22 protein-coding genes are annotated in these 25,438 nt (G+C 67.4%); 5 read left to right on the top strand and 17 right to left on the bottom strand.

Annotation, left to right across the window (positions count from 1 at the left end):
• Positions 1 to 26: 26 nt before the first annotated feature.
• From prsR to ACMV_RS16340, 15 genes are all read right to left on the bottom strand, one after another.
• On the bottom strand, positions 27 to 1,445 hold the full coding sequence (prsR, locus tag ACMV_RS16410) for a PEP-CTERM-box response regulator transcription factor (protein ID WP_007423615.1): 1,419 nt from the start codon (positions 1,443 to 1,445) through the stop codon (positions 27 to 29).
• Entirely contained in the window at positions 1,438 to 3,495 is a 2,058-nt protein-coding gene (gene prsK / locus ACMV_RS16405) for an XrtA/PEP-CTERM system histidine kinase PrsK (protein WP_013641129.1), read from the bottom strand. Before prsK ends, prsR begins: the two co-directional genes overlap by 8 nt.
• Positions 3,496 to 3,511: 16 nt before the next feature.
• A complete protein-coding gene (locus ACMV_RS16400) occupies positions 3,512 to 4,243 on the bottom strand; it encodes a sugar transferase (RefSeq protein WP_013641128.1) in 732 nt (243 codons plus the stop codon).
• 406 nt (positions 4,244 to 4,649) lie between these two features.
• Complete coding sequence (locus tag ACMV_RS16395) at positions 4,650 to 5,231, bottom strand: hypothetical protein (RefSeq protein ID WP_013641127.1); 582 nt, start codon at positions 5,229 to 5,231, stop codon at positions 4,650 to 4,652.
• Between the two features lie 95 nt (positions 5,232 to 5,326).
• Positions 5,327 to 6,064: a YoaK family protein gene (locus ACMV_RS16390; RefSeq protein WP_013641126.1), complete on the bottom strand. Its 738-nt coding sequence runs from the start codon at positions 6,062 to 6,064 to the stop codon at positions 5,327 to 5,329.
• Between the two features lie 56 nt (positions 6,065 to 6,120).
• Positions 6,121 to 7,581 carry a sodium:solute symporter family protein gene (locus tag ACMV_RS16385; protein WP_007424679.1) on the bottom strand — a complete coding sequence of 487 codons (1,461 nt, stop codon included), beginning with the start codon at positions 7,579 to 7,581 and terminating at the stop codon, positions 6,121 to 6,123.
• Positions 7,578 to 7,784 carry a DUF3311 domain-containing protein gene (locus ACMV_RS16380; protein ID WP_007424678.1) on the bottom strand — a complete coding sequence of 69 codons (207 nt, stop codon included), beginning with the start codon at positions 7,782 to 7,784 and terminating at the stop codon, positions 7,578 to 7,580. The genes ACMV_RS16385 and ACMV_RS16380 overlap by 4 nt, the downstream gene beginning before the upstream one ends.
• A 129-nt stretch (positions 7,785 to 7,913) precedes the next feature.
• Positions 7,914 to 8,624: a phosphate regulon transcriptional regulator PhoB gene (gene phoB, locus ACMV_RS16375; RefSeq protein ID WP_007424677.1), complete on the bottom strand. Its 711-nt coding sequence runs from the start codon at positions 8,622 to 8,624 to the stop codon at positions 7,914 to 7,916.
• A 14-nt stretch (positions 8,625 to 8,638) separates the two neighbouring features.
• A complete protein-coding gene (gene phoU / locus ACMV_RS16370; protein WP_007424676.1) occupies positions 8,639 to 9,358 on the bottom strand; it encodes a phosphate signaling complex protein PhoU in 720 nt (239 codons plus the stop codon).
• Between the two features lie 11 nt (positions 9,359 to 9,369).
• Positions 9,370 to 10,152 carry a phosphate ABC transporter ATP-binding protein PstB gene (gene pstB / locus ACMV_RS16365; protein ID WP_035188080.1) on the bottom strand — a complete coding sequence of 261 codons (783 nt, stop codon included), beginning with the start codon at positions 10,150 to 10,152 and terminating at the stop codon, positions 9,370 to 9,372.
• A 164-nt stretch (positions 10,153 to 10,316) separates the two neighbouring features.
• On the bottom strand, positions 10,317 to 10,964 hold the full coding sequence (locus tag ACMV_RS16360; protein WP_012040432.1) for a peroxiredoxin: 648 nt from the start codon (positions 10,962 to 10,964) through the stop codon (positions 10,317 to 10,319).
• Positions 10,965 to 11,132: 168 nt separating this feature from the next.
• Complete coding sequence (locus ACMV_RS16355) at positions 11,133 to 12,026, bottom strand: S-methyl-5'-thioadenosine phosphorylase (protein ID WP_013641124.1); 894 nt, start codon at positions 12,024 to 12,026, stop codon at positions 11,133 to 11,135.
• Complete coding sequence (locus ACMV_RS16350; RefSeq protein WP_007424672.1) at positions 12,023 to 12,754, bottom strand: cytochrome c1; 732 nt, start codon at positions 12,752 to 12,754, stop codon at positions 12,023 to 12,025. Before ACMV_RS16350 ends, ACMV_RS16355 begins: the two co-directional genes overlap by 4 nt.
• Positions 12,754 to 13,941, bottom strand: a complete 1,188-nt coding sequence (locus ACMV_RS16345; RefSeq protein WP_012040431.1) for a cytochrome b — start codon at positions 13,939 to 13,941, stop codon at positions 12,754 to 12,756. Before ACMV_RS16345 ends, ACMV_RS16350 begins: the two co-directional genes overlap by 1 nt.
• 1 nt (position 13,942) lies before the next feature.
• The gene (locus ACMV_RS16340; protein ID WP_013641123.1) at positions 13,943 to 14,146 is read right to left on the bottom strand and encodes a hypothetical protein; all 204 of its coding nucleotides are present in this window, start codon (positions 14,144 to 14,146) and stop codon (positions 13,943 to 13,945) included.
• Between the two features lie 108 nt (positions 14,147 to 14,254).
• Here ACMV_RS16340 and hemF point away from each other — a divergent pair, with 108 nt between their 5' ends.
• Both hemF and ACMV_RS16330 read left to right on the top strand, forming a co-directional pair.
• Positions 14,255 to 15,178, top strand: a complete 924-nt coding sequence (gene hemF, locus ACMV_RS16335) for an oxygen-dependent coproporphyrinogen oxidase (RefSeq protein WP_013641122.1) — start codon at positions 14,255 to 14,257, stop codon at positions 15,176 to 15,178.
• Between the two features lie 7 nt (positions 15,179 to 15,185).
• The gene (locus ACMV_RS16330; RefSeq protein ID WP_013641121.1) at positions 15,186 to 17,165 is read left to right on the top strand and encodes a DUF2075 domain-containing protein; all 1,980 of its coding nucleotides are present in this window, start codon (positions 15,186 to 15,188) and stop codon (positions 17,163 to 17,165) included.
• A gap of 507 nt (positions 17,166 to 17,672) precedes the next feature.
• On the opposite strand, the gene ACMV_RS16325 is transcribed toward ACMV_RS16330, so the two are convergent.
• Positions 17,673 to 18,689, bottom strand: coding sequence for an IS1595-like element ISAcr1 family transposase (locus ACMV_RS16325; protein ID WP_007421341.1), 1,017 nt, complete (start codon positions 18,687 to 18,689; stop codon positions 17,673 to 17,675).
• 52 nt (positions 18,690 to 18,741) lie between these two features.
• On the opposite strand from ACMV_RS16325, the gene ACMV_RS16320 reads away from it, so the two are divergent.
• Together ACMV_RS16320 and ACMV_RS16315 are read left to right on the top strand one after the other, a co-directional pair.
• Complete coding sequence (locus ACMV_RS16320; protein ID WP_013641120.1) at positions 18,742 to 20,175, top strand: FkbM family methyltransferase; 1,434 nt, start codon at positions 18,742 to 18,744, stop codon at positions 20,173 to 20,175.
• A 30-nt stretch (positions 20,176 to 20,205) separates the two neighbouring features.
• Positions 20,206 to 20,946 carry a glycosyltransferase gene (locus tag ACMV_RS16315; protein WP_013641119.1) on the top strand — a complete coding sequence of 247 codons (741 nt, stop codon included), beginning with the start codon at positions 20,206 to 20,208 and terminating at the stop codon, positions 20,944 to 20,946.
• 223 nt (positions 20,947 to 21,169) lie between these two features.
• Here the strand turns inward: ACMV_RS16315 and ACMV_RS16310 are convergent, their stop codons facing one another.
• Positions 21,170 to 22,186: an IS110 family RNA-guided transposase gene (locus tag ACMV_RS16310; RefSeq protein ID WP_013634952.1), complete on the bottom strand. Its 1,017-nt coding sequence runs from the start codon at positions 22,184 to 22,186 to the stop codon at positions 21,170 to 21,172.
• 51 nt (positions 22,187 to 22,237) lie between these two features.
• Between ACMV_RS16310 and ACMV_RS16305 the strand changes: the two genes are divergently transcribed.
• The gene (locus tag ACMV_RS16305; protein WP_013641118.1) at positions 22,238 to 25,273 is read left to right on the top strand and encodes a glycosyltransferase; all 3,036 of its coding nucleotides are present in this window, start codon (positions 22,238 to 22,240) and stop codon (positions 25,271 to 25,273) included.
• Positions 25,274 to 25,438: the final 165 nt, after the last annotated feature.

The raw sequence follows: 25,438 nt of genomic DNA, 5'->3' as shown, positions 1-25,438 counted from the left end.
TTCAGGCCTGACCGTCGATGGCGCGGTCATGGCTCGTCGGGTCCGGACGGGTCGGCGGCGTCGGCGGCGCGGTCCGCCCTGACGTCATCGCTCAGGCCCAGGCTGTCGATCAGCGCGTACAGGGTGGGACGGCTGATGCCGAGCAGCTTCGCCGCGGCGACCATCGAGCCGTCGGCCCGGGCCAGCGCGAGCTGGACGGCTTCACGCTCCGCCTCGCGGCGCGCCGAGCGCAGGTCCGGCAGCGGCGCGAGCGCGCCGTCCGCCAGGTCGAGGTCGGCCGCCTCGATCTGCTGGCCTTCGGCCATGATGACGGCGCGGCGCACCCGGTTTTCCAGCTCGCGCACGTTGCCCGGCCAGCCATGCCGCATCAGCGCGGCGATCGCCGCTTCGGAGAAGGCGAGTCCCTGACGGTTCTGGTCCTGGGCGAAGCGCCGGAGAAAGAAGCGCGCCAGCAGGACCGCGTCGCCGCCGCGCTCGCGCAGCGGCGGGATCCTGACGCTGACGATATTCAGGCGGAACAGCAGATCGAGCCGGAACCGGCCGGCGGCGACCAGCCCGTCGAGATCCTGATGGGTCGCGGACACGATCCGCGCGTCGATCGGGATCGGGCGCCGCCCGCCCACCCGCTCGATCACGCCCTCCTGCAGGAAGCGCAGCAGCTTGACCTGCAGGGCGAGCGGCAGGTCGCCGATTTCATCGAGGAAGAGCGTGCCGCCCTGGGCCAGTTCGATCCGGCCCGGCGTCTGCTTGATGGCGCCGGTGAAGGCGCCCTTCTCGTGCCCGAACAGCTCGGACTCCAGCAGGGGCTCGGGGATCGCGCCGCAATTGATCGCGATGAAGGGGCCGTCCGCGCGGGGGCCGAGATCGTGCAGCGCCCGGGCGAGGATCTCCTTGCCGGTGCCGCTTTCGCCCAGCAGCAGGACCGGCGCGGTCGCCGGCGCGAGCTTCTCGATCGTCCGGCAGGTCTTGAGCATGGTCTCGGAGCCGGCGATGACGCGCGGCAGCGGGCTCGGCCCCACCATGTTGCTGAGGCGGCGGTTCTCCCGCTCCAGCGCGGCCAGCCGGAAGGCGCGGTCGACGATGATCCGCAGGATCTCGATATCGACCGGCTTTTCGAAGAAGTCGTGGGCGCCGCGCCCGATCGCCAGCAGCGCGTTCTCGCGGCGGCCGTTGCCGGTCGCCACGATCACCTTGATCGCCGGAAGCTCGCGGAAGAGCGCATCGAGGATGGCCAGCCCCTCGCTGATGCCGTCGGGGTCGGGCGGCAGTCCGAGATCGATGATGGCCACCTCGGGCCGCGCCCGGCGCGCCTGGTCGATGGCCTGGTCGCGGTCGCCCGCGACGAGGACGGTGCGGCCGGGGAACGCCCAGCGATATTGCCGGCGCAGGCCCGGATCGTCCTCGACGATCAGCAGGCTCGGCTCGGGGACGGTGGGCTCACTCATGATCGATGCCGGCCGTTTCGAGGCGTTCCGCCGCCGGTTCGTGGACCGTCGGCAGGCGGATCGTCATGGTGGTGCCGGCCGCTTCCTCGCTCTCCACGTCGAGCGATCCGCCGGCCTGCAGGATCAGTTCGCGCGTCTGGAAGGCGCCGATCCCGAAGCCGGCGGCCTTGGTCGAGGCGAAGGGCCTGAACAGGCGCTCGCGCACGAAATGCGCGCTCATCCCGCGGCCCTGGTCGATGACCCGGATCGTCACCCGGCCGGGCTCGTGCGACAGGGCGACGATGACGGTCTGCGCCGCCGTGCCGGCCTCCAGGGCATTGTCCAGCAAATGGTTGACGATCATGTCGAACGTGATCGGGTCGATGGCGACGATCGAGTGACCGTCTCCCTCGTCGAGCACCACCCTGCCGCGATGGGCGAGCAGATGCCGCAGGCGGGCGCCGACGTCGAGCCGGCCGGCCCGGTCGGCGGCCGACGGATCGAGGCGGCGGATCATCGCGCGGATCTTGTCGACCGAATCGCGGACCGTGCCGATCAGGTCGGCCTGGAATTCCGGGTCGGCCATGTGGCGCTGGGAGTTGTCGAGCAGCAGCCCGAGCTGGTTGGCGATGTTCTTGATGTCGTGCGCGACGAAGGCGAAGCGCTTGCCGGCTTCCTCGAAGCGGCGGGCGACGGCCAGGGCTTCCGCGGCCTGCCGCTCCGCCATCACCAGCGAGATCTCGCCGGCGACCACGGTGAGCAGCGCCGCCATCTCGCGGTGCAGCGGCTGCGCGACGCGCGGCCGGCCGAGCAGCACCACGCCGAGCGGGCCGCTCGCGCGCGGATCGGGCAGGGCGACGGCGAGCCAGAACGGCGCGGTCACGCCCTCGGGGTCGAGTTCGACGACCGTGCGTTCGCAGCATTGGCGGAACAGGTCGGTCCCCGCCGGAATGGCCGGGATTTCGAGCGCGGTGTTCCACCCCTCGCTGTAGCGGAGCCTGGCGGCCTGCCGGTCGTGCGTGAGCAGGATGCCGCTGGGGGAATCCGCCGTGTCGGCCAGCGCCTTGATCGCCCGCTGGGCGACGCTGACCCCGCCATCGGCGGACAGCGTCGCGATGCTGCGCAGCCATTCCTGGCGGTAGTCGTACGGCGCCGCCGCGAAATGGCGGCTGAGCGCGACCATGAGGCGGGAGCGCGCCGAGCCGGAACTCGCCAGGATCGCCAGCACCAGCAGGCCGGCGAACATGATGGCCCATTCGATGACCCCGGCGAGGCTGGTGCCGTAATCGCGCACGAGTTCGGCGACGATGCCGAGCACGATCATGAACGAGCCGCCGAGGATCAGGCTGGCGGAGTAGAACGCCGCCTCCCGCGAGAGGTGCAGCCGACGCGGCCGCCAGCGGATCGCGCGCATCGCGCCGGCGGCGAAGAGCGGCAGGACCATGACCAGCAGGGCGAGTCTCGCGCCGATCAGCGGCGGGCTGAAGCGGTGCTGCAGGATCACCGCCGCGTACAGAAGCAGGCTGACCAGCGCGAGGCCGCCGGTGGCGACGCCGGGCAGGCTGACATGCCACAGGATCTCGCGCTCGGCGTTGCGCATGACGTTTTCCAGCAGCACCAGCATGGCGATGGCGAAGACGACCTGGGCCTCGATGGCGATGGCCGCGCCCAGCGCCGGTGCGAGCGCCCGCGTCAGCGTCACCGCGGCGAAGACGACGACGAGCGCGGTCAGCAGGCCGCGCTGGAGGGCCGGCAGCTCGCGCAGCCTCTTGCCGCGGGAGACCGCATCGAGGATGACGACCGCGCCGGTCCAGCCGAGCAGCGCCGCCATCCAGGTGCCGGAAGCCACGGCCGAGCCGGGTGGAAGCAGGCTCGAGGCGAGGGCGAAGGCGCCGGTCGCCACGGCGGCGAGCGTCATCGGCAGGCGGGTGCGGCGCCAGAGCGGCCAGGCGACCGGCGGCAGGTTCAGCCGGTCCTGCCGCGGCAGCCGGGCGAGAATCACGAAGACCGAGAGAGCGAGATAGGCCAGGCCGACGGCGATGCCGGCGGCGCCGAGTCCGGATTCGTTCACATGCCCACGCAGGCCGTCACCGTGCGCCCTTGCCAAACAATACGACCGAAACGGTTTCGATCAGAATTTTTCCATCGAGCAGGAACGACCTCTTCCTGAGGTACTCGGTGTCATAGATGTGCTTGATCCGCGCATCCTCGACCGAGGCGCCGTAAGCATAGCGCACTTGAGCGAGACCGGTAATGCCCGGCTTCACCGCGTGGCGCAAATCGTAGTCGGGGATCGACTCGCGCAGGATCGCGACGAACTCGGGACGCTCGGGGCGCGGGCCGATGATGCTCATGTCGCCGCGCAGGACGTCGAAGAACTGGGGCAGCTCGTCGATCCGGTATTTGCGCAGGATGCGGCCGACCGCGGTGATGCGCGGATCCTCGGTCGCGGCCCAGACGGCGACGCCCGCTCCCTCGGCGTCGCGGCGCATGCTGCGGAACTTGGTGATGCGGAACGGCCGGCCGTTCAGGCCGACGCGGGTCTGGCGGTAGAAGACCGGGCCGGGACTGTCGATGGCGATGGCGAGGGCGGCGAGAAGCATGACGGGGGCGAGAAAGACCGCCATGACGAGGCTCATCGTGACGTCGAAGACCCGGCGGGAGGCGCGGGCCAGGCGCCCCTCCCGCCGGACCTGCAGGTCGGGCGCGGCAGGGGCGCGGGTGACCGGCGAGGCGAAATGCGGCAGTTCTGCAAGCTGATCGCCATAAGGCATGAAGCGGACCAGCGGAAACCGATGCTTCGGATCGACGATCATCATGCAACCTCTCAAATATGCGATAAATCTAAAAGGCGGATCGAAACGCCTAATGTGAAGCAATGTTATCCAGTTGCGCTTTATTAACTCAATTTTATCTAATAGGCAAACGAAGTTCTCAAAACGGAGATATCGACCGCGCTTGACATTATGCCACAAAAACAGTTTGTTATGTCGATTCGTATGCAAAATGTCTACAAAATATGATGGAATCCAATTAATAATTTTTCATGATTTGCATCAATTTACGAAAAAAATCTTAAATTTGTCGTATTGTATCGTTTAGTTAAATGATTCGCATTTTTTAGATGACGTAAACGTAAGGCTGCCCGAATCGCGACTGAAGAGCCTCTCCCAACCCGTTTCCGGATCATCCGCCGGTCGCGACGCGGCGTGCCGCCGCGCCGGATCAGCCGGTGTCGAGGCGGAGGTCCGGGTGGAGCGGACAGGCGCGGTTGCCGGGCGGCCGCGCGAGGCGGCGGCGCGGGAGGAGCGGCGAAGGCGCGGGCGGCGGCGCGGGCCGGGCGCGGGGCCGGGCGCGGGGCCGGGGTGACAACGGGGCGCGGAGCGCAACCTTGCGGCGCAGGGCGGGTGGCGGGCGGATGCCGAGCAGATGGCAGAGCGGGCGCAGGGCGCGGCCGGTGGCCGGGCGCGATTCGATCAAGGCGGTCATGTCCGGATCGTCGAGCAGGTGGCGCAGCTGCGAGGCGGCGGCGCCGGTGCCGGGCAGGACGCGCAGCAGCCAGGCGAAGCGGCGGGGCAGTGGCGAGGGGACATGCGCGCGCGCCGGGCGCGGTTTCGCGCCGCGGCGCGGCTTTGCCGCCGCCTGCGCGGAAGCGGCGAAGCGGGCGACGAGGCGGTTGAGGCGGATCGCGATCAGGATGATGAGCGGGCCGCCGAGGCCGCGCGCGAGGCCCTTCGCGGCGACGAGGTCGACGAGCCCGGCGACGATGCGGGCGAGGCGCGCGGCGATGTCGTCAGTTGTGCTCATCGCCCCGTTTGAAACACGAACGGGCGGGGGTGGGCAAGGCGCCTCGCGCCGGGGCGGGATAGGGCGCGGCGGACCGGCCGCGCGGCCGGGCACCCTCACGCGCCGGGCAGCACGGCGCGGGGCCTGTCGCGGAAGCGGCCGGCGGTGGCGAAGGCGAGCAGCGCCGCGGCGAGGGCGGGGATGGCGATGGCCCGGGACAGGGATTCGGCGAGGAAGCCGGACAGGGCGGCGCCGGCGAGGTAGACGCCCAGCATGCCGGACTGGCGGAGGGTGATGGGCGTGAAGGGCGAGAGGTCCGGCCGGCGGTGGCGGAGGCTGCGGCGCAGGGCGGCGCCGACGGCGCTCATCACCAGGGTCAGGGTGTTGGTGACGACGACGGTGTTGATGCCGGGGAGGTTGATTTCCTTGGCGGCGATGCTCTGCATGCCCATGGCGAAGGCGCCGGCGACGATGAGGACATAGAGGTGCGGGCCGAAGACGGGATGCCGCGCCACCGCCCAGAGGACGAGGACCGCGGCGAGGAAGGCGGCTTCGGCGCCGATGAGCAGGCGCAGCCGGAGGGCGCGGCGGAACCGGGCGGCGGCATCGTTCAGGATGGTGCCGGCGACGCTGCCGGAGCAGTAGCCGAGCAGCGCGGCGAGCGAGCGCTGGGCGGCGAGGACGTGCCCCTGCCCCAGCGCGAGGCCGAGCAGCGCGGTGTTGCCGGTCATCGCCGAGGTGAAGACGTCGTGGAATTTCAGGAAGGCGAAGATGTCCGCGCTGCCCGAGGCGAAGGCGAGGGCGGCGAGGGTGAGATCGGCCGCGGTGAGGAAGGTGGCGTTGGCGTGGTCCATGACGGGATTATCCTGGGGAGGACCCGTCATGGACCATTGCCGCGAGGGACGCGACGCTATTCCGCCGGCGCCGTCGCGGCGCTGCGGGTGACCGCGCTGACGGCGAAGAGGACGACGATGTTGGCGATCAGCGCGATGATGCCGACATTGAAGTCCTTCAGCGGGCCGGGCAGGAAGGGCAGCAGCTTGCCGACCGAGGCGTGGCTGAAGGTCAGCCAGGCGGCGACCGCCACACCGACGACGATGCCGGCCATCGCCCCCTGCCGGGTGACGCCGGAGCGGGGGAAGAGGCTCGCGATCAGGGCGGGGAACATCTGGGTGACGAAGCTGTAGCCGACCAGCAGCAGGGTCACGATGGTGGAGTTGCCGGTCAGGGTGAAATAGACCGCCACCGCCATCACCACCGGGACCAGGCATTTGGCGAGGAAGACGACCTGGTCGTCCGAGGCGTCGCGGTTGAAGGCGCCGTAGATGTTGCGCGAGAGCAGGGTGGCGGCCGTCATCGTGATCATCGAGCCGGGGACGAGGGCGGTGAGGACGCCGGCGGCGCCGACCACGCCGACCACCCAGGGCGGCAGCGTCGCGGTGACGATCTTGAAGAGGGCGAGGTTGGTCGCCGCGCCCTTGAGGCCGGGAACCTTCAGCACCGCCGCGAAGCCGACGAAATACACGAAGAGCAGGATCAGCTGGTAGAGCGGCAGCACCATCGCGTTCTTGCGGAACACCTTCTCCTCGCGCGCGGTGTAGCAGCTGGCGAAGGAATGCGGCCACATGAAGAAGCCGAGCGCGGTCAGCAGCACGGTGGAGACGAACCACCAGACCGAGGTGCCGTGCGCGGCGAAGACGAGGAAGCCGGGCTTGGCCTTGGCGATTTGCGTGAACATCGGGCCGATGCCGCCATAGAGATGCGCCGGCAGCCAGAGGCCGAGGAAGAGGACGACGGCGAGGATCATCAGGTCCTTGGCGACGGCGGTCCAGGCGGAGCCGCGCACGCCAGAGATGATGACATAGACGGTGACGACGACGGCGCCGATGAGGACCGAGATCCAGTCCGGGATCGCGCCGTAGCTGGCGGCGGTGACGATGATGCCGAGGCCGGTGAGCTGGAGGACGAGATAGGGGATCAGCGCGACGATATCGACCAGGGAGACGACGACGCCGAGCGAGGGGCTGTCGTATTTGTGGGCGAAGAAGTCGGGCTGGGAGACGAGGTGGTGCTGCTTCGCGTAGCGCCAGACCGGCGGGAGCATGAAATAGCCGATGACGTAGGCGATGGTGCCGTAGGCGAGGATGTAATAGGCCGGCGCGCCCTGGCCGTAGGCGAAGCCGGAGGCGCCGAGGAAGGTGAAGGTGGTGTAGATTTCGCCGGCGAGCAGCAGGAAGACGAGGATGGCGCCGAAGCCGCGGTTGCCGACCGTCCATTGCTCGAGGCCCATCTCGTGGCCGGTGCGGGCGACGACGCCGAGCACGAGGGCGAAGACGGCGGACAGGGCGAGAAGAACGAGGGCGATGCTCATCGGCCGGCCCCCGCGCCGTCGCGGTTGGCGGGATCGAGCGCGTAGACGAGGGCCATGACCACCGCGGTGATCAGGATCCAGACGGTGATCCAGCCGAGGGGAAAGGGCATGCCGAGGATGAGGGGATCGACCTCGTTGTGCAGCACGGGGCCGAGCAGCATCACGATGCACGGCAATGCCGCGATCCAGTGGATGGGTTTCATGGTTGCTCCCTTGTTTATTGTGCGACGGCGTCTCCGCGCGCAGTCTGGCGCAGGCGGAGGGCGCGCCGCAAGCTTTTTATCGCGAAGGCGCAGGGAGCGGCGGCGCGGGCGCGCGGGGCGCCGCGGCGGTCAGGCCTCGACGGCGTCGAGGTCGAGCGCGTAGCCGGCGGCGCGGACGGTGCGGACCAGATCGATGTCGGTCTCGGCGTTGATGGACTTGCGCAGGCGGCGGATGTGGACGTCCACCGTGCGGGGCTCGACATGGATGTCCCGCCCCCAGACGGCGTTCAGCACGTCCTCGCGCGAGAAGACGCGGCGGGGGTGGCGCATGAAGAATTCGAGCAGGCGGAACTCGGTGGGGCCGAGATGCAGGACGCGGCCGCCGCGGGTGACGCGGTGGGTGGTGGGGTCGAGCTCGAGATCGTGGAAGACCAGCGGCGCCCTGGCCGGGGCGGTGCCGCTGCGGCGCAGCAGGGCGCGGATGCGGGCGATCAGCGCCTCGGGCGAGAAGGGCTTGGTGATGTAGTCGTCGGCCCCGGTTTCGAGGCCGCGGACGGTGTCCTGGTCCTCGGCGCGGGCGGTGAGCATGATCACCGGCAGATGGCGGGTGGAGGGCTTGCGGCGGAGCTGGCGGCAGACCTCGATGCCGGACATGGTGGGCAGCATCCAGTCCAGCAGGACGAGATCGGGCATCGCCTCGTTGATGCGGCCGAGCGCCTCGCCGCCATCGCCGGCCTCGTCGACGCGGAAGCCGGACTTCTCGAGATTGTAGCGCAGCAGGGTGACCAGCGGGGCCTCGTCCTCGACCACCAGCACAAACGGCTTCGCCGCCTCGTTCATCGCGTTGTCTCTCCTCAGGAAGCGGCGCCCGCCCCGGGGCTGGCCGAAAGGTCGCCCTTGGGCCGCGCATCGGGCAGGGTCTGGCCGGTGGCGGCGTAGTAGGTCAGCTCGGCGATGTTGGTCGCGTGGTCGCCGATGCGCTCGAGATTCTTGGCGATGAAGAGAAGATGCGTGCAGGCGGTGATGTTGCGCGGATCTTCCATCATGTAGGTGATCAGCTCGCGGAAGATCGTGGTGTAGAGATCGTCGATCATCTGGTCGGCGCGCCAGACCGAGATCGCCTTCACCGGATCGGCCTCGCCGATCGCGTCGATCGTGGATTTGAGGCTTTCCTGCACGAGGCGGGCCATCTGCGAGAGGCTGGCGAGCGGCCAGGTGGAGCCGGCCTGGTTGAGCACCAGGGTGCGCTTGGCGACGTTCGCCGCATAGTCGCCGATGCGCTCGATGTCGGTGGTGACCTTCAGCGCGGCGACGACCTGGCGGAGATCGTCGGCGACGGGCTGGCGCAGGGCGAGGACGCGGACGGCGAACTGCTCGATCGCGCGTTCGTCGGCATCGACCTTCGCGTCCATCTCGACGACGCGGGCGGCGATCGCGCTGTCATGGGTGAGAAGGGCGGTGACGGCATCGGCGAGCTCGGTCTCGACCAGGCCGCCCATCGCCGCGATCATGTCGCGCAGGCGGGCGAGATCGGCCTCGAAACTGCTCAGGATGTGCTTGCTGTCTTCGGGCATGGCCGTGCTCCTCAGCCGAACCGGCCGGTGATGTATTCCTGGGTGCGCCGCTCGCGCGGGGCGGTGAACATCTGCGTCGCGTCGGAGACCTCGATGAGCTCGCCGAGATAGAAGAAGGCGACGCGGTCGGCGCAGCGGCCGGCCTGCTGCATGTTGTGGGTGACGATGACGATGGTGAAGTCGCGCTTCAGCTCGTCGATCAGCTCCTCGATGCGCAGCGTCGAGATCGGGTCGAGGGCGGAGGTCGGCTCGTCGAGCAGGAGGACCTGCGGGCTGACCGCGATGCTGCGGGCGATGCACAGGCGCTGCTGCTGGCCGCCGGAGAGCGCGTTGGCCGAGGCGTGCAGCTTGTCCTTCACCTCGTTCCACAGCGCCGCCTTGTGCAGGGCGGATTCCACCCGCTCGTCCATCGCGCTGCGCGAGAGGCGCTCGTGCAGGCGGACGCCGAAGGCGATGTTCTCGTAGATCGATTTCGGGAAGGGCGTGGGTTTCTGGAACACCATGCCGACGCGGCGGCGCAGGCGGTTGATGTCGGTCCTCGGGTCGAGGATGTTCTCGCCGTCGAGGATCACCTCGCCCTCGGCGCGCTGGCCGGGATAGAGGTCGTACATCCGGTTGAGCACGCGCAGCAGGGTGGACTTGCCGCAGCCGGAGGGGCCGATCATCGCCGTGGTCTGGCGGTCGGGGAAGTCGATCGAGACCGATTTCAGGGCCTGGGTCGCGCCGTAATAGAAGTCGAGATTGCGGATCGAGACGCGGGGTTCCATCGCCGGCTCCACGACTTCGGACTTCATGCGGGCAGCTGCGTCGGGCATCACCAAATGACCTGTTCCTCAAAACGCCGCCCGCGGCCCTTGCGGACCGCGGGACGCGCCGGCGGCATCGCCGGATGGCAGTAGCGGACTATCATGCAACCATTGTGACAGTCGCATGAAGCTTTCATGACAGCGGCCGCGGCTCAGCTCGCCGAGGGGAGCTTCGGCTGCTTCACCATCCGCAGATAGGGCTTGAGCGTGCGGAAACCCTCGGGGAAGCGCTGCTTCGCCTCCTCGTCGGAGAGCGAGGGGACGATGATCACGTCCTTGCCGTCGGTCCAGTTGACCGGGGTGGCGACCTTGTAGCCGTCGGTCAGCTGGAGGGCGTCGATCACGCGGAGGATTTCCGCGAAGTTGCGGCCCGTCGCCGGCGGGTAGGTCATGATCAGGCGGATCTTCTTCTGCGGGTCGATGATGAAGACCGAGCGCACCGTCACCGTCGGGTCGGCCGCGGGGTGGATCATGTCGTAGAGGGTGGAGACCTTGCGGTCATGGTCGGCGATGACCGGGAAATTGAGCGTCTGGCCCTGGGTTTCCTCGATATCGGCGGCCCAGCCCTTGTGGTTCTCGCCAGTGTCGACCGAGAGGCCGACGGGCTTGACGTTGCGCTTCTTCCACTCCGGCATCAGGCGCGCGGCCTCGGCCAGCTCGGTGGTGCAGACCGGGGTGAAATCCTTCGGGTGGCTGAACAGGATGCCCCAGGACGAGCCGAGATACTCGTGGAACTTCAGGCGCCCCTCGGAGCTGTCCTGTTCGAAATCCGGCGCGATCTGGCCGAGTTGAAGAGCCATGCTGGTGATCCTCCATCGCTGATGGCAAAGGGCGACGCCGCGCGGCCCGGACGGCCGGCGGCGTGCCCGACACATAGGACCGGACGCGGCGAAGCGCAAAACGCGCGGCCCTCGCCCTTTGGGGGATGGCCAACCGCGGCGGTCAGCCGCCATGACCAACCGCGGCGGTCAGCCGCCGGAGAGGACGCGGCCGGCGACGGCGTCGAGCCGTGCCACCAGATCGGGGTCGCGCGCGGCGGGGGCGGTGATCAGCGCGTGGTCGAGCGCGTGGTCGCAGCCGGCGGCGCAGGCGGGGCGGGCGGCGCCGAGGCTGGGGACGACGGCGCGGACCAGGGCGCGGGCGCGGTCGGCATTGCCGAGCAGCACCTTGACCACCTGCTCGACCGTGACCGCCTCGTGATCCTCGTGCCAGCAATCATAGTCGGTGACCATCGCGACGGTCGCGTAGCAGAGCTCGGCCTCGCGGGCGAGCTTGGCCTCGGGCATGTTGGTCATGCCGATCACCGAGCAGCCCCAGGCGCGGTAGAGATGGCTTTCCGCCTTCGTCGAGAATTGCGGGCCTTCCATCGCGAGATAGGTGCCGCCGCGGGTCACCGGCAGGTCGAGCGCGCGGGCGGAGCGTTCCAGCGCGTCGCCCAGCCGGGCGCAGACCGGCTCGGCCATCGAGACATGGGCGACGCAGCCGGCGCCGAAGAAGCTTTTCGCGCGGGCGAAGGTGCGGTCGATGAACTGGTCGACGATGACGAAATGGCCGGGCGGCAGATCCTCGCGCAGGCTGCCGACGGCGGACATCGACAGGATGTCGGTCACGCCGGCGCGTTTCAGCGCGTCGATATTGGCGCGGTAGTTGAGGTCGGTCGGCGAGAGCTTGTGGCCGCGGCCGTGGCGCGGCAGGAACACCACCGACACGCCTTCGAGCGTGCCGAACATCAGCTCGTCCGACGCCTCGCCCCAGGGGGTGGCGACGCGCTCCCAGCGCTTGTCCTCGATCCCCTCGATGTCATAGAGGCCGGAGCCGCCGATGACGCCGATGACCGGGCGGCGGGGTTCGGCCGCGCTCATGCGCGCCGCCGGCGGAAGACGACGGCGCCGAGCCCGCCGAGGACGAGCAGGAAGAGGATGGCGCCGAGGCCGCTGACCTTGCGGTCCTCCAGTTTGGGATCGGCGGTCCAGGCGAGGAATTCGGCGACGTCGTGCGCCATCTGCGCCGCGTCGGGCTGCTTGCCGTCGGCCAGCGTGACGGAGCCGGGCTTCAGCGCCGGGGGCATCGCGATCTGCCCGCCGGGGAAGGCGACGTTGTAATAGTGGTTCGGCAGCAGGGTCAGGTTCGGCGGGGCCTTGCGGTAGCCGAGCAGCAGCGACTGGACATAGGCGGCGCCGCGCGGATGGCCGGCCTCGAACAGCGAGAGGTCCGGCGGCAGGGCGCCGTGATTGGCGGCGATCGCGGCCTTCGCATCGGGGTAGGACCAGGTGATGGCGTCGTCCGGCGTGGCCTTGACCATATGCGGCTTGCCGTGGGCGTCGGTGCCGTCCGGCTGGCTGATCTGCGCGGTGATCGCCGCGATGTCCTTCTCGGAAAGGCCGATGCCGCCGAGATCGCGGTAGTGCACGAGGCTGAGCCCGTGGCAGCTCGCGCAGTCGGCGCGGTAGACGGCGAAGCCGGTCTGCAGCGCGGCCTGGCTGTAGCCGCCGAACAGCGAGTCGAAGCCGAAGCCGTTGCCGCTGGCGAGGGCCGGGCCGGCGGCGAGAAGCGCCCCGGCGGTGAGGCAGGTGGCAAGCAGGCGCCGCATCAGGCGGTCCTCCGCGAAAGCCGCGCCGGCACCTCGTGCGGGGTTTCCAGCATGGTGACCAGCGGCGTGATGATGAGGAAATGGGCGAAGGCGTAGATCGCGGTGATGTCGGTCACCGCGGGCCAGAGGCCGCGCGCGGGCTCGCTGGCGGCGATGCCGAGGAGGACGAGATCGACCGCGAGCAGGATCAGGAAGCCGGCATAGACCGGGCGGTAGCGGCCGCTCGCCACCGTGCCGCGATCGAGCCAGGGCAGCGCGCCGAGCAGCAGGAAGGCCGCGACGGTGAGCAGCAGGCCGCCGCCGGGCGAGCCGCCCATGCGGGCGAAGCCGTGGAAGACCAGCAGGTACCAGGGCGGGGTGACCCGCACCGGGATGGCCAGCGCCGCCGGCAGGAGCGGGGTTTTCGGCGTGCCGAGGCCGGGGGCGAAGGCGAGGATGGCGGCGAAGATCAGCGCGAAGATCAGGAAGGCGGTGAAATACTGGCCGGCCAGGGCGGAGCGGGGCAGCAGGTCGCGCGGGTCGGGGGTGGCGATGCCGTCGGGGTTGGCGGGCGGGGCGGCGCGCGAGGCGACCACGGTGAGGGCGGCGATCAGCAGGACGAGGAAGCCGATCGCCTCATGCGCCATCGCGATGCGCGGGCCGGTGGCGGCATTGAGCCCGGCGCCGCCGAGAAAGGCGGGGCCGACCAGATGGCCGACCAGCGGAAGTGCCGCGAGATGCGCCTGCATGATCAGCAGCGCGCCCTGGGCGGCGGGGCTGCCGGTCATCGCGAAGCCGAGGAAGCCGACCGCCATGCAGGCGAAGAGGCGGACGATCCCGATGACCCAGGCGAGTTCGCGGCCGTTGCGGTAGGTGCCGTAGAAGGCGCCGCGGAACAGCTCGACGAACAGCACGCCGAACAGCATGGTGGTGCCGACGCGGTGCAGGTCGCGGATCAGCCAGCCATAGGGGACGTTGCGGGTGTAGTCGGCGATCGACAGCGCGGCGCCGGACAGGCTCGGCTGGTAGGCGAGGCCGAGCCAGATGCCCGAGAGCGTCAGCACCGCGAGGGCGACGCCGACCAGCGGGCCGACCGACCAGGAGAGCGGCTGGCTGGCGGGGACCAGACCATCGCTCCAGTGGCGGCGATAGACGGCGCAGAGCGGCAGGCGGGCCTCGAACCAGCCGGGTTTCGTGTCGGTGCTCATGTCAGCGCAACTGGTTCATCATGGCCGGGGCGAGCGGCGCGGGGGCTGGCCCGGAGCGGGAGGGCGCGAGGGCGGCGGCGAAGCACCAGAGCAGGACGACGAGCCCCATCACCGAAATCGTGGCAAAAATGATCCGCAGGGAATCGAGCTGCCCGCCGTCTCCCTGTCCGCCGCCATGCGCGCCGGCATCCGCTTGCGTTGCCATGAGCTGTCTCCGTGACCAACCTGTTGCCTCTGGATGACCGCAAACCGCATAAAATTCAATCCCGTCCGGCCGGCGGGAGGGGTTGCGCGCGCTGGAAGGGGGGCGGCGATGCTGTATAAGTCGGGCATGAATGATCGTTCCGCACCGAATCCGCCCGCCCCCGCCCACGAGGCGCTGAAACCGGCGGCGAGCGAGTGGTTCCGCACGCTGCGCGACCGCATCTGCGCCGCCTTCGAGGCGATCGAGGACGCGCATGGGGGAATGCTGGCGGACCGCGCGCCGGGCCGCTTCGCCCGCACGCCCTGGACGCGCGCGCCGGACGGGCAGAACCGGCTGGAGGGCGGCGGCGAGATGAGCCTGATGCGCGGCCGGGTGTTCGAGAAGGTGGGGGTGAACATCTCGGTGGTGGGCGGCGCGTTCAGCCCGGACTTCGCGAAGAACATTCCCGGCGCGGCGGAGGACCCGCGCTTCTGGGCGGCGGGGATCAGCCTGGTGGCGCACATGCACTCGCCGCGGGTGCCGGCGGCGCACATGAACACGCGCATGATCGTGACGACGAAGGGATGGTTCGGCGGCGGCGGCGATCTCACCCCGTTGCAGCCGGGGACGGCGGCGGCGAAGGAGGACGCGGCGCTGTTCCACGACGCGTTCCGGGCGGCGTGCGACAGATACGATCCCGACTACTACCCGCGCTTCAGCAAGTGGTGCGACGAGTATTTCTACCTGCCGCATCGCGGCGAGACGCGGGGTGCCGGGGGGATTTTCTACGATTATCTGGAGACCGAGCCGGAGCTTCATTTCGCCTTTACCCGCGATGTCGGGCTCGCGTTCCTTGAATCCTATCCCGCGATCGTGCGGCGGCGGATGGACGAGGCGTGGACGCCGGAGGAGCGCGAGGCGCAGCTGGTGCGGCGGGGGCGGTATGTCGAGTTCAACCTGCTCTATGACCGCGGGACCACGTTCGGGCTGAAGACCGGCGGCAATACCGAGGCGATCCTGATGAGCATGCCGCCCGAGGTCAAATGGCCGTGATGGCGGCGTGAGGGCGTGGTGGTCCGGCACGGCGGGGCAGCTCGCCGCGGCGGCGCCGGAGGCGGTGATCGGCGCCCTCGCCCGCCGGCTGGTCGAGACCCATGCGCTCAACCATGAGGAGCAGATCCGCGCCTGGCGGGCGCAGCTGCCGATCCTGACCGCGGCGCTGGCCGGGTGCGGGGACTGGCGGGTGATGCTGGAATATCCGCTGATCCGGCTGGGGCGGCGGATCGATGCCGTTGTGCTGGGGGAGCGCGGGATTTTCGTGCTCGAATTCAAGATCGGGGCGGCGCGGTTCGCCAATGCCGACCGGTTGCAGGTGGAGGATTACGCGCTCGACCTGTTCGATTTTCACGCCGAGAGCCGGCGCCATCCGATCGTGCCGGTGCTGGTCGCCCCGGACGCGCCGGCGCGCGCGGCGACCCCGCCGCTGCTGGCGCAGCCGATCATGCCGGTGATGGAGGCGAATGCCGCATCGCTCGGCGGGCTGATCGCGGCGACCGAGGCGATGCTGCCGGCGCCGGCGGCGGCGATCGACGCGGCGGCCTGGGAGGCGGGGGCGTATCGGCCGGTGCCGACCATCGTCGAGGCGGCGACGATGCTGTATCGCCGGCACGGGGTGGAGGAGATCGCCGCGGCGCGGGCGGATGTGAGCAACCTGACGCGGACGACCGAGGCGATCGGCCGCGCGGTGGACCGGGCGCTGGCGGCGGGCGAGCGGGTTGTGGTGTTCGTCACCGGGATTCCGGGCGCGGGCAAGACGCTGTGCGGGCTGAACACGGTGTTCCGCAGCGCCGCACCTGCGGCGTTCCTGACCGGCAACCTGCCGCTCGTGCATGTGCTGCGCGAGGCGCTGGCGCGGGATGCGAAGGGGCCCGGCGTGTCGCTGCGGGCGGCGAACCACCGGCTGGACAGCGCGATCCAGCCGCTGCTCGGCTTCCTGCGCGACAACGTGCCGCGCGCGGCGGCGCCGCATGAGCGGGTGATCGTGTTCGACGAGGCGCAGCGGGCGTGGGACGCGGCCTTCGGGCAGCGCAAGTTCCAGCTCGATGACAGCGAGGCCGGGCTGTTTCTCGACATCATGGCGCGGCACGAGGGCGGGGCGGCGATCGTGGCGCTGGTGGGCAACGGACAGGAGATCAATACCGGCGAGGCGGGGCTGGCCTCGTGGGGCGAGGCGCTGGCGCGGCGGCCGGGCTGGCGGATCGTCGGGCCGGACGGGGTGATCGGCCATCCCGATCCGGCGCGGCGGCTGGCGGATGCGGCGCCGGCGGGGATGGAGATCGATCCGGCGCTGCATCTCGATGTGAGCGTGCGGCAGGTGCGCTCGGCCGCCGCCGCGGCGTGGATCGACGCGGTGCTGGACGGGCGGGCGGAGATGGCGGCGGGGATCGCTTCTGCCGCGGGCGGGGTGCCGTTCCGGATCACACGGTCGCTCGACGCGATGCGGGCGGCGCTGCGGGGGGCCTCGCGCGGGACGCGGCGGGCCGGGCTCGTGTGCAGCGCCGGGGCGAAGCGGCTGCGGGCGGAGGGGCTGTCGGCCGATTTTCCGCATATGGACCGGCAGGCGGTGGCGAGCTGGTTCCTCAATGCCTGGCCGGACGTGCGCGCCTCGGACGCGCTGGAGGCGCCGGCGACGCAATATGCCTGCCAGGGGCTGGAGATCGACAATGTCGGCCTGTGCTGGGGCGGCGACCTGATCCGCCCGCGCGCCGGGGATGGTTGGCTGGCGCGGCGCTTTCGCGGCACGCGGTGGGAGGAGATCCGCCATAAGGAGGCCGCGTCCTGGCAGGTGAACACCTATCGGGTGCTGCTCTCCCGCGCGCGCTATGAAACGGTGATTTTTGTTCCGCCCGGCGATGCGGGGGATGCGACACGGCCGCCGGCGGAGTTCGACCGGATCGCGGCGTTTCTGACGGCGGCGGGCGCGGCGCCGCTGGCGGTGGATGCGCGGGCGGAGGCCCCTGCCCCGCTGCTTTCCGGCTGACGCGCCGGGGCGGGATCCGCAACCCGGTGGATGGCCGGGCGACCAGCCGGATGCGGGTGCCCGGAAACGCCCGCGTCGATCATGCCGACCCGTCATCGGGCGCAGGGGCCAGCACCACGGCAGCGAGATTCACGCGGCGTTTGCCACCAGAGGTGGCGCTCGCTAAAAATTAGTTTCACATATTATTTTTATGTAACATATTCATATAATTAACTTTTTTATACTCCTTGTAAATTGTCTAATTCTTTTATACCTCTGCCCTCCAGAGAAGAGACTGAGGAGGTCATGGCAACCGGGACGCGAGGCCTCAGGCTTTCACGGGAGCATCATCCGACCGGATGGAGTCGTCCGATCGGGTGAGGATGCTGTGTTTTTCGACATGATCGAGCACGGCCTTCGATCCGGGAGGATCGGGACGTGCTCTGGACAGTCTATCGCCGGCAGTTTTCGCCCTGCAGAAATGAAATAGGCCCAAAGCTGTTCGAACAATGCTTGCCTATCCGGTTGTTACCCACACCCACTAAATGTAGGGTGTGTCCATTCCCCGGAATAAAGCTCGTCAAAGGTTGGTGCGGCTGCCCTACCCGCGATTCCGAGCAGCGAGCGGAACGCGTTGAAGGGATAGAGGCGCCGGTTGAACCGAAACGTGAATTCATTGAGGTAGGCTTGTAGATGTTTGGCGCTGACCCCGTGATGGATGCCGTTGATCCAGGTCTTCAGGTTGGTAAAGACCAAGTGGACGATCGGCAGGAATTCTTCTGCCACCTCCGGGTCGCCGCATTCGGCGATTGCATGGTGGTCGAACCCGCGCCTTCCGAGACCGGCATAGCCGCTCCAGTCGTCGGTAACGATCAGCGATCCGGGAGCAACGGCGTTTTCGACGAATCCGCAGAGCGAATTGGCGCTACGGTCGGGGACAACAGCGAGACGAACGCGTCCCGCGTAGCGACCGTCTTTCCGATTGTCGAGCTTGGTTCCCGGTTTCCGGTGGCGCACCTCCACGGCACAGGCGACGAGAACCTTGTGATGGACACCCCGTCCATCGCCTCGGGTTCGTCCTCCAACCCACGTTTCATCCACTTCGACGTGTTCTTGCGGCGTGTCGCCAATCTTGTCGCGCTCGGGGCGCACCATCCCGGCGCGCAGCTTATGAAGGATGCCGAAGGCGGTCTCGTAGCGCGACAGGCCGAGTTGCCGCTGAAATTGGACGGCCGACATTCCGGGCGTCTGGCTGGCGATCAAGTAAGCCGCCCAGAACCAAGTCGACAGCGGCGTGTGACTGCGTTCCATAACGGTCCCAGCCATCAGGCTTACGTCTTTGCGACAGGCCCGGCAGCGCAGAACGCCCGGGCGCGCCTCGAAACGGAACGGCTCGCCAACGACGCCGCACCTTGGGCAGGCGAACCCTCCATTCCAGCGGGCGCTTTCGAGATAGGCGGCACAGGCCGCGTCGTTCGGGAAAATACGCTGGAATTCCGGCAGAGACTGCGGGAACGGCAGGTCTTCACGGGCCAGGACATCCATGCCCAACACTAGATCTAGTAGGTATGGGAGTCAACCGGATAGGCAAGGAACAATGGATATTCCTGCAATAAATCGCGATGCTTTTGTATCGTATGCTCAGAATTTTGAGGATGTCATACTTTGGCGCGCTCTGAGACATGTGTCGCCGGGCCGCTATATCGATATCGGCGCGCAGGATCCGATCGTCGATTCGGTGAGCCTCGCCTTCTACGAGCGTGGCTGGCGCGGCGTTCATGTCGAGCCGGATCCGGCCTATGCCGAGCAGCTTCGCAAGGCGCGCCCTGACGAGACCGTCATGCAGGCTGCCGTCAATACGGCGGGCGGGACGATACCGCTGTTCGAAATTCCCGGCACCGGCCTGAGCACCGGCGTCTCCTCGATCGCCGAGACGCATCGGGAGCAAGGCTTCGACGTCCGCCGCATCGATGTGCCGGCTATCCCCTTGTCACAGGTGCTCGGCACATTCGAGGGCGAGGAGGTGCACTGGCTCAAGATCGATGTCGAGGGCATGGAAAGCGAGGTCATCGAGAGCTGGGCGCCGTCGGACGTGCGGCCGTGGATCGTCGTCGTCGAAAGCACGTATCCGAACACCTCCACCCCGTCCTTCTCCGCCTGGGAAGATCGGCTGACCGGGCTGGGATATGACCTGGTCTATCGTGACGGGCTCAATAACTTCTACCTCAGTCACGGCCACCCGGAACTTCGGGTTCACTTCGAGGTTCCCCCCAACGTGTTCGACAATTTCACACTGGGCGGGCGCGCCTCGTCGACGATATGCCATCACGTGCTTGGCGAGGCCGCTGCCGAACGCAAGGCGCTGCAGGACAGACTCGACGCGGAGGAAAGCGGCAGCGCGGCGCTTCGGCTGCGGATCACCTCGCTTCAGCAGCAGATCACCTCCCTGCATGAACAAGTCGCCTCGCTTCAGCAGCAGGTCAACGCGGGCGAGGATGAATTGGCAAAGGCGCGGAGGAGGGCCGACCTGATCGAGACGCATCTGCGCCAGACGCTGGAGCGGGCCAGCCAGGCCGAAACGCGATCGGCCGAAATCCAGCAGGCGGCCGCGCAGATACATGCGAAATTGAACGACGCGTTGCGGCAGATCGACCATAGGGACCAGTTGCTGATCGAGGCGCGAAGCGAGATCCGGCAGATTTATGCGAGCCGTTCGTGGCGCGTCACGAACGGCCCGCGGGTGGCCGCGGCAAGGCTGCGCTGGGTCAGGGACGGAAGCTATGCCTGGGTCACGTTGACCCCGGGCAGCCGGCCGAGACGCATCGCGCGGGGGCTCGTGCATTCCCTCTCCCACTGGGTTCGGCAGGATCCGCGGCGGCGGGCACTGGCCGTCCGGGTCCTCGGCCATATGCCGGGTGTGCAGCGGAAACTTTCCGCAGCCCTCCGCTCGTCCCAAAGATCCGCGGCCTTTCCGGAAGCGGCCGAGATGTCGGCGCGGGCGCAGAAGATTCATCTCTGGATTCATTCCTGACGGCATTCACGCGAACGAAAGATTTGCATCATGCGGATTGTCCTGGACCTGCAGGGCGCACAGAGCGCCAGTCGCCTTCGCGGGATCGGCCGGTATTCGCTCAGCCTCGCGCAAGCGCTCGTGCGCAACAATGCAGGCCATGACATCATCATTGCCCTGAGCGCGCTGTTTCCCGAAACGATCCAGCCGATCCGTCGCGCCTTCGACAACCTGCTGCCGGCCGGGAATATCGTTGTCTGGGATGCGCCCGGCCCGGTCGCCGCCATTGATCCCTCGAATGCCGAACTGCGGGATCTTGCCGAACTGGTCCGCGAGGCCTTCCTGGCGTCGCTCAACCCGGACATCGTGCATGTCACCAGCCTGTTCGAAGGTTACATCGATGACGCGGTGACCAGCATCGCACGCCACGGCGCGGGCTATCCGGTCAGCGTCACGCTCTACGACCTCATTCCGCTGCTGAACGCCGACCGCTTCCTCGACCCCGATCCCCGCTATGCGGAATACTACAGACAGAAAATCGGGTATCTGAAAAAGGCGTCGCTGCTACTGGCGATTTCCCGATCGGCCGCATCGGAGGCGGTTGATCATCTTGGGCGGGACGAGGCACAGGTCATCCCCGTCGGAACCGGCAGCGATGGTCACTTCCGCAAGACCGAGCTTCGGCCGGTCGAACGCGATGCCGTGCTGGCCAGCATGGGCCTTTATCATCCCTTTTTCCTGTATGTCAGCGCACCGGCCGTTCACAAGAATCATGCGTGGACGGCCCATTGAGTTCAAGTAGGCATTGCAAGCTTTGATGACGGTTCGAAAGCGATCATGCGTTCGGCCTGTGTACGCGGCCACATGCCGCCGGCCCAGATGGGTTCCGCGAGCAACATCCAAACACAAGTGCGGCATATTATTTACCGGTGATTCTATCGGATTTTGTTGCTCGTCGGTTCGACCGATCATCATCTCTTGGTCTGCCCTTAAACTCTCGGCACCGGCGCGCAGATCAGGCGGCTACCGGCTGATGCCGATACGCTTCACCACGCGCCATCATGGCCCAGATGATCCGGGCCATCTTGTTGGCCAGAGCGATCGCCGCGACCTTGCGCGGCCTCCGCTCCAGCAATTGCAACAGCCAAGCGGTCGCTGATTTGCTGCCTGGTTTAGCGAAGCGGATCACCGCCATCGCCCCGACCACGAGCAACTGCCGCAACCTCTCATTGCCTGCCTTACTTATCTTTCCCATACGATGCTTGCCGCCGGTAGAATGCTCTCGCGGAGTCAGCCCGAGCCACGCTGCAAAATGCCGCCCGGTCTCAAAATTCGCAGGGTTCACGTTGAGCGCCATGGTGATCGCGGTGATTGGCCCAACGCCGGGAATCGCGGCGAGGAGCTTGCTGACCGCGTTGGCCTTGTGCTGTTCGAGCAGCTGTCTCTCCAGTGCGTCGATCTTTGCATCGAGATCCGTCACATGCTGACCCATTTGCTCAAACATCGCCTTTGCAATTGCTGGAATCGCTTCCTCGGCAGACAGGAGAGCAAGCAATGCTGTGACGTTCGCACCGCCCTTGGCGGCAACGATGCCAAATTCCGCCGCGTGCCCCCGCAACGCGTTGATCGCCTGGGTTCGTTGATTCACCATGAGTTCCCGATGCTTCACGATGATCGCTGCCGCTTGCTCATCCACCGATTTGACCGGAACCGTGCGCATGGTCGGGCGGGATGCTGCCTCACTGATCGCTTCTGCGTCGTTGCGATCATTTTTACTCCGCTTCACGAAGGGCTTCACATATTGCGGTGGGATCAACCTGACCCGGTGGCCCATACCGCCCAACACCCGCCCCCAGTGGTGCGAGCCGGCACAAGCTTCAAGAACCACCTCCGTCGAAGCCAATTTGACGAAGAACGGTTCAACCTGAGCGCGCCTGATTTCACGCCGCAGTACCGGGCGCTCCTGCTCATCGACCCCATGGATCGTAAAAACATGCTTGGACGTGTCCATCGAAATACGCTTAAATTTCATTAGGCGGCCCTTTCATTAGGTTCGTTGTTCGACCTTATATTGGCACATTCGATGCCGGTGGGCCGTCCACCCCAACACAAGCGCCTGATCGAGGCGTTTGCCCGCCTTCCCGCATCGGTGCGCGACACGCACCAGCTGGTCTTCATCGGTCATTTTTCGATCTTCGACCGGCAGGACTTCGAGACCCATGCCGCGCGCAGCGGCCTCCGGCCCGGAAGTCTCGTACTTCTCGATGCGGTGTCAGACAGCGATCTCAATACGCTTTACAACCTGTCGCAGGGGTTCATCATGCCTTCATGGCATGAAGGCTTCGGTCTGCCGGCGGTCGAGGCCATGTTGTGCGGGCGCGCGACGATCGGCAGCCGGGCATCGAGCCTGCCCGAGGTGATCGGGCGCGACGACGCGCTCTTCGATCCGTTCGACGTCGATGACATGTGCCGGGTGATCCATCGGCTGGCCACGGATGATGAATGGCGCCGTGAACTCGAAGCGCACGCCGCCGTCCAGTCCCGGCTGTTCACCTGGGACAATGTGGCCCGGAAGACGTTTCAGGCGTTCGAAAGCCTGCGCCCGGCTGCCGGATCCGGCGTTGCGCCCGATCCATTGCCGCAACGCAAGCGCCGCCTTGCCTTCGTGTCCCCGCTTCCGCCGGAGCGCAGCGGCATCAGCGACTACAGCGCCGATCTGCTGCCGGCGCTTGCGCGGCATTACGACATCGATCTGATTTCCAGCCAGGCGCTCGTCGGCACCGAGATAGCCGGCGGGGCTATGCCGGTGAGATCCGTCGACTGGTTTCACGATCATGCGGGCGAATTCGATCGTATCGTGTACCAGTTCGGCAACTCGCCATTGCACGCGCACATGGTTGATCTGCTCGAGCAATTTCCGGGCGTCGTTGTCTTGCATGATTTCTATCTCTCGTCGCTTCAGGCCTATCGAGCCGGTCACGATCAACGAAAGCTGTTCGATGCGCTGCGGCGCGATCATGGCATTGCCGCCGCCGGCGACTGGATCGCCGGCGGGGACGGCGCGGCGTTTGGAAAATACCCGTTGAACCTACAGATCCTGCAGGACGCACTCGGCATCATCGTGCATAGCGAACACTCGAAAGCCTTGGCGGACCATTGGTATGGACCATCGAGTTCGGCCGACTGGCGCGTGATTCCGCACGTACGCACACCCGCCGCCGATGTATCCCGGGAGCAGGCCAGAACGCAACTCGGTCTCGGGGAGGATGATCTTCTGGTCTGCTCGTTCGGATTTCTGGATCCGACCAAGCTCAATCATCGCCTTCTCGAAGCCTGGCTCGACAGTCCTGTCGCATCCAGGCCGGGCGCGAGACTGGTGTTCGTGGGGGAGAATCACGGCGCAGCCTATGGCAGGGCGCTGCTCGATCGCATCGCGCAGGCCGGCGCGCGGGAGGCCGTGCAGATCACCGGCTGGGGGGATCGCGCGCGGTTTCAGACCTACCTCGCCGCCGCCGATATCGCCGTTCAGTTGCGGGCGAATACGCGCGGCGAGACCTCGGGATCCGTGCTCGACTGCATGAACCATGGCGTTCCCACCATCGTGAATGCCCACGGGACGATGGGGGAACTCGACCGCTCGGCCGTCTGGATGCTCCAGGATGAGTTCGACCAGGCGGATCTGCTCGACGCCCTGAACACGCTGGCCAAGGACGCCGATCGCAGGCGCGATCTGGGAGACCGGGCAAGATCCGTCATTCGCGAGCGGCACGCGCCCGCGATCTGCGCCGCACTTTATGAACGGGCCATCGAGGACGCTTACGGACGCGCCGATCGGGGCCTTTACGGCTTGATCCGGTCATTGAAGACGCAGCCGATACCGTCCGGCGAGGGCTCTCGCCTCGCGACCGCGCTGGCCAGAAACTTCCCGGCACACCCTCGACAGCGGCAGTTGTTGGTCGATGTATCGGTTCTGGTGCATGCCGATCTGCGAACCGGCATTCAGCGCGTGGTTCGTGCGATATTGCTGGAGTGGCTCACCAATCCGCCTCGCGGCTGGCAAGTGGAGCCTGTTTACGCGTCCCGCAACGCGCCGGGTTATCGCTATGCGCGGCAATTCACCAATCGCCTTTTTGGAATCGAAGACGACACGGCAGAAGAGGGCACCGTCGAAGCGTGGTCCGGCGATGTATTTTTCGGCCTTGATTTCGCGCCTGATGCGGCCGCCGCGCAGCAGGATCATCTGCAGGCATGGCGGAACCGCGGCGTGAAGGTCTGGTTTGCCGTGTATGACCTGCTGCCGGTGCTGATGCCGCATGCCTTCCCCGCCGGAACCGGCGAGGGCCACGAGCAATGGCTGCGGCACGTCAGCGGATTTGACGGAAATATCTGCATCTCGAAAGCCGTCGCGGACGAGTTGAAGCTATGGCGCGTGTCGGCGGTGGTGGAGGCCGGAGTTCAGCGGATCGAGTGGGTTCATCTCGGCGCCGATATTCAACGCTCGGCGCCGACGACCGGATTTCCGGATGGCGCCGAGCAGGTCCTGTCCACGATTCGCGGCCGCCCGACATTCCTGATGGTGGGCACGATCGAGCCGCGCAAGGGATATCTCCAGACGATCGCCGCCTTCGAACTGCTCTGGGCGAAGGGGGTCGATGTCAACCTGGTGATTGTGGGGCAGGAAGGCTGGAAGCCGGTGCCCGATATTCAGCGGCGGCCGATCCCCCGCATCGTGAGCACGCTGCGCCAGCACCCCGAGCGCGGCGAGAGGCTCTTCTGGCTCGATGGAATCAGCGACGAATATCTCGAGGCGATCTATGAAGCGAGTTCGTGCCTGATCGCCGCCAGCGAGGGTGAGGGGTTTGGCCTGCCGTTGATCGAAGCGGCGCAGCACGGACTGCCGGTGCTGGCGCGCGACATTCCGGTGTTCCGCGAAGTGGCGGGCGAGCATGCCACCTATTTCTCGGGCCTCGATGCCGCAGATCTGGCGGAGGCCGTTCAGGGCTGGCTGGAGGACGCGCAGAGAGAGCGCATTCCGGACCCCACCTCGATCACCTGGCACACATGGCAGGAGGCCGCGCGCAGGATTGCCCGGCATCTCGGCGTCATCACGGAAGAGTGACGGCCGCCGGACAACCGCGCCGAAGGCGCGTCAACCGCCGGCCCCGGTTGCTGTCCTGATTTCGGCTGAATTCGCCTCGGCCACGGCGGAACGACAGCGCGGCCGATGGCATCGTTCAATCGAAAGCCGCTCAAAATATTCCATTAGATCATGATATTGGAACCA

Origin of the sequence: Acidiphilium multivorum AIU301, assembly GCF_000202835.1 — a bacterium.
In the GTDB taxonomy this organism is placed as follows: Bacteria; Pseudomonadota; Alphaproteobacteria; order Acetobacterales; family Acetobacteraceae; genus Acidiphilium; species Acidiphilium multivorum.
This window is presented reverse-complemented; position numbering and strand designations above follow the sequence as displayed.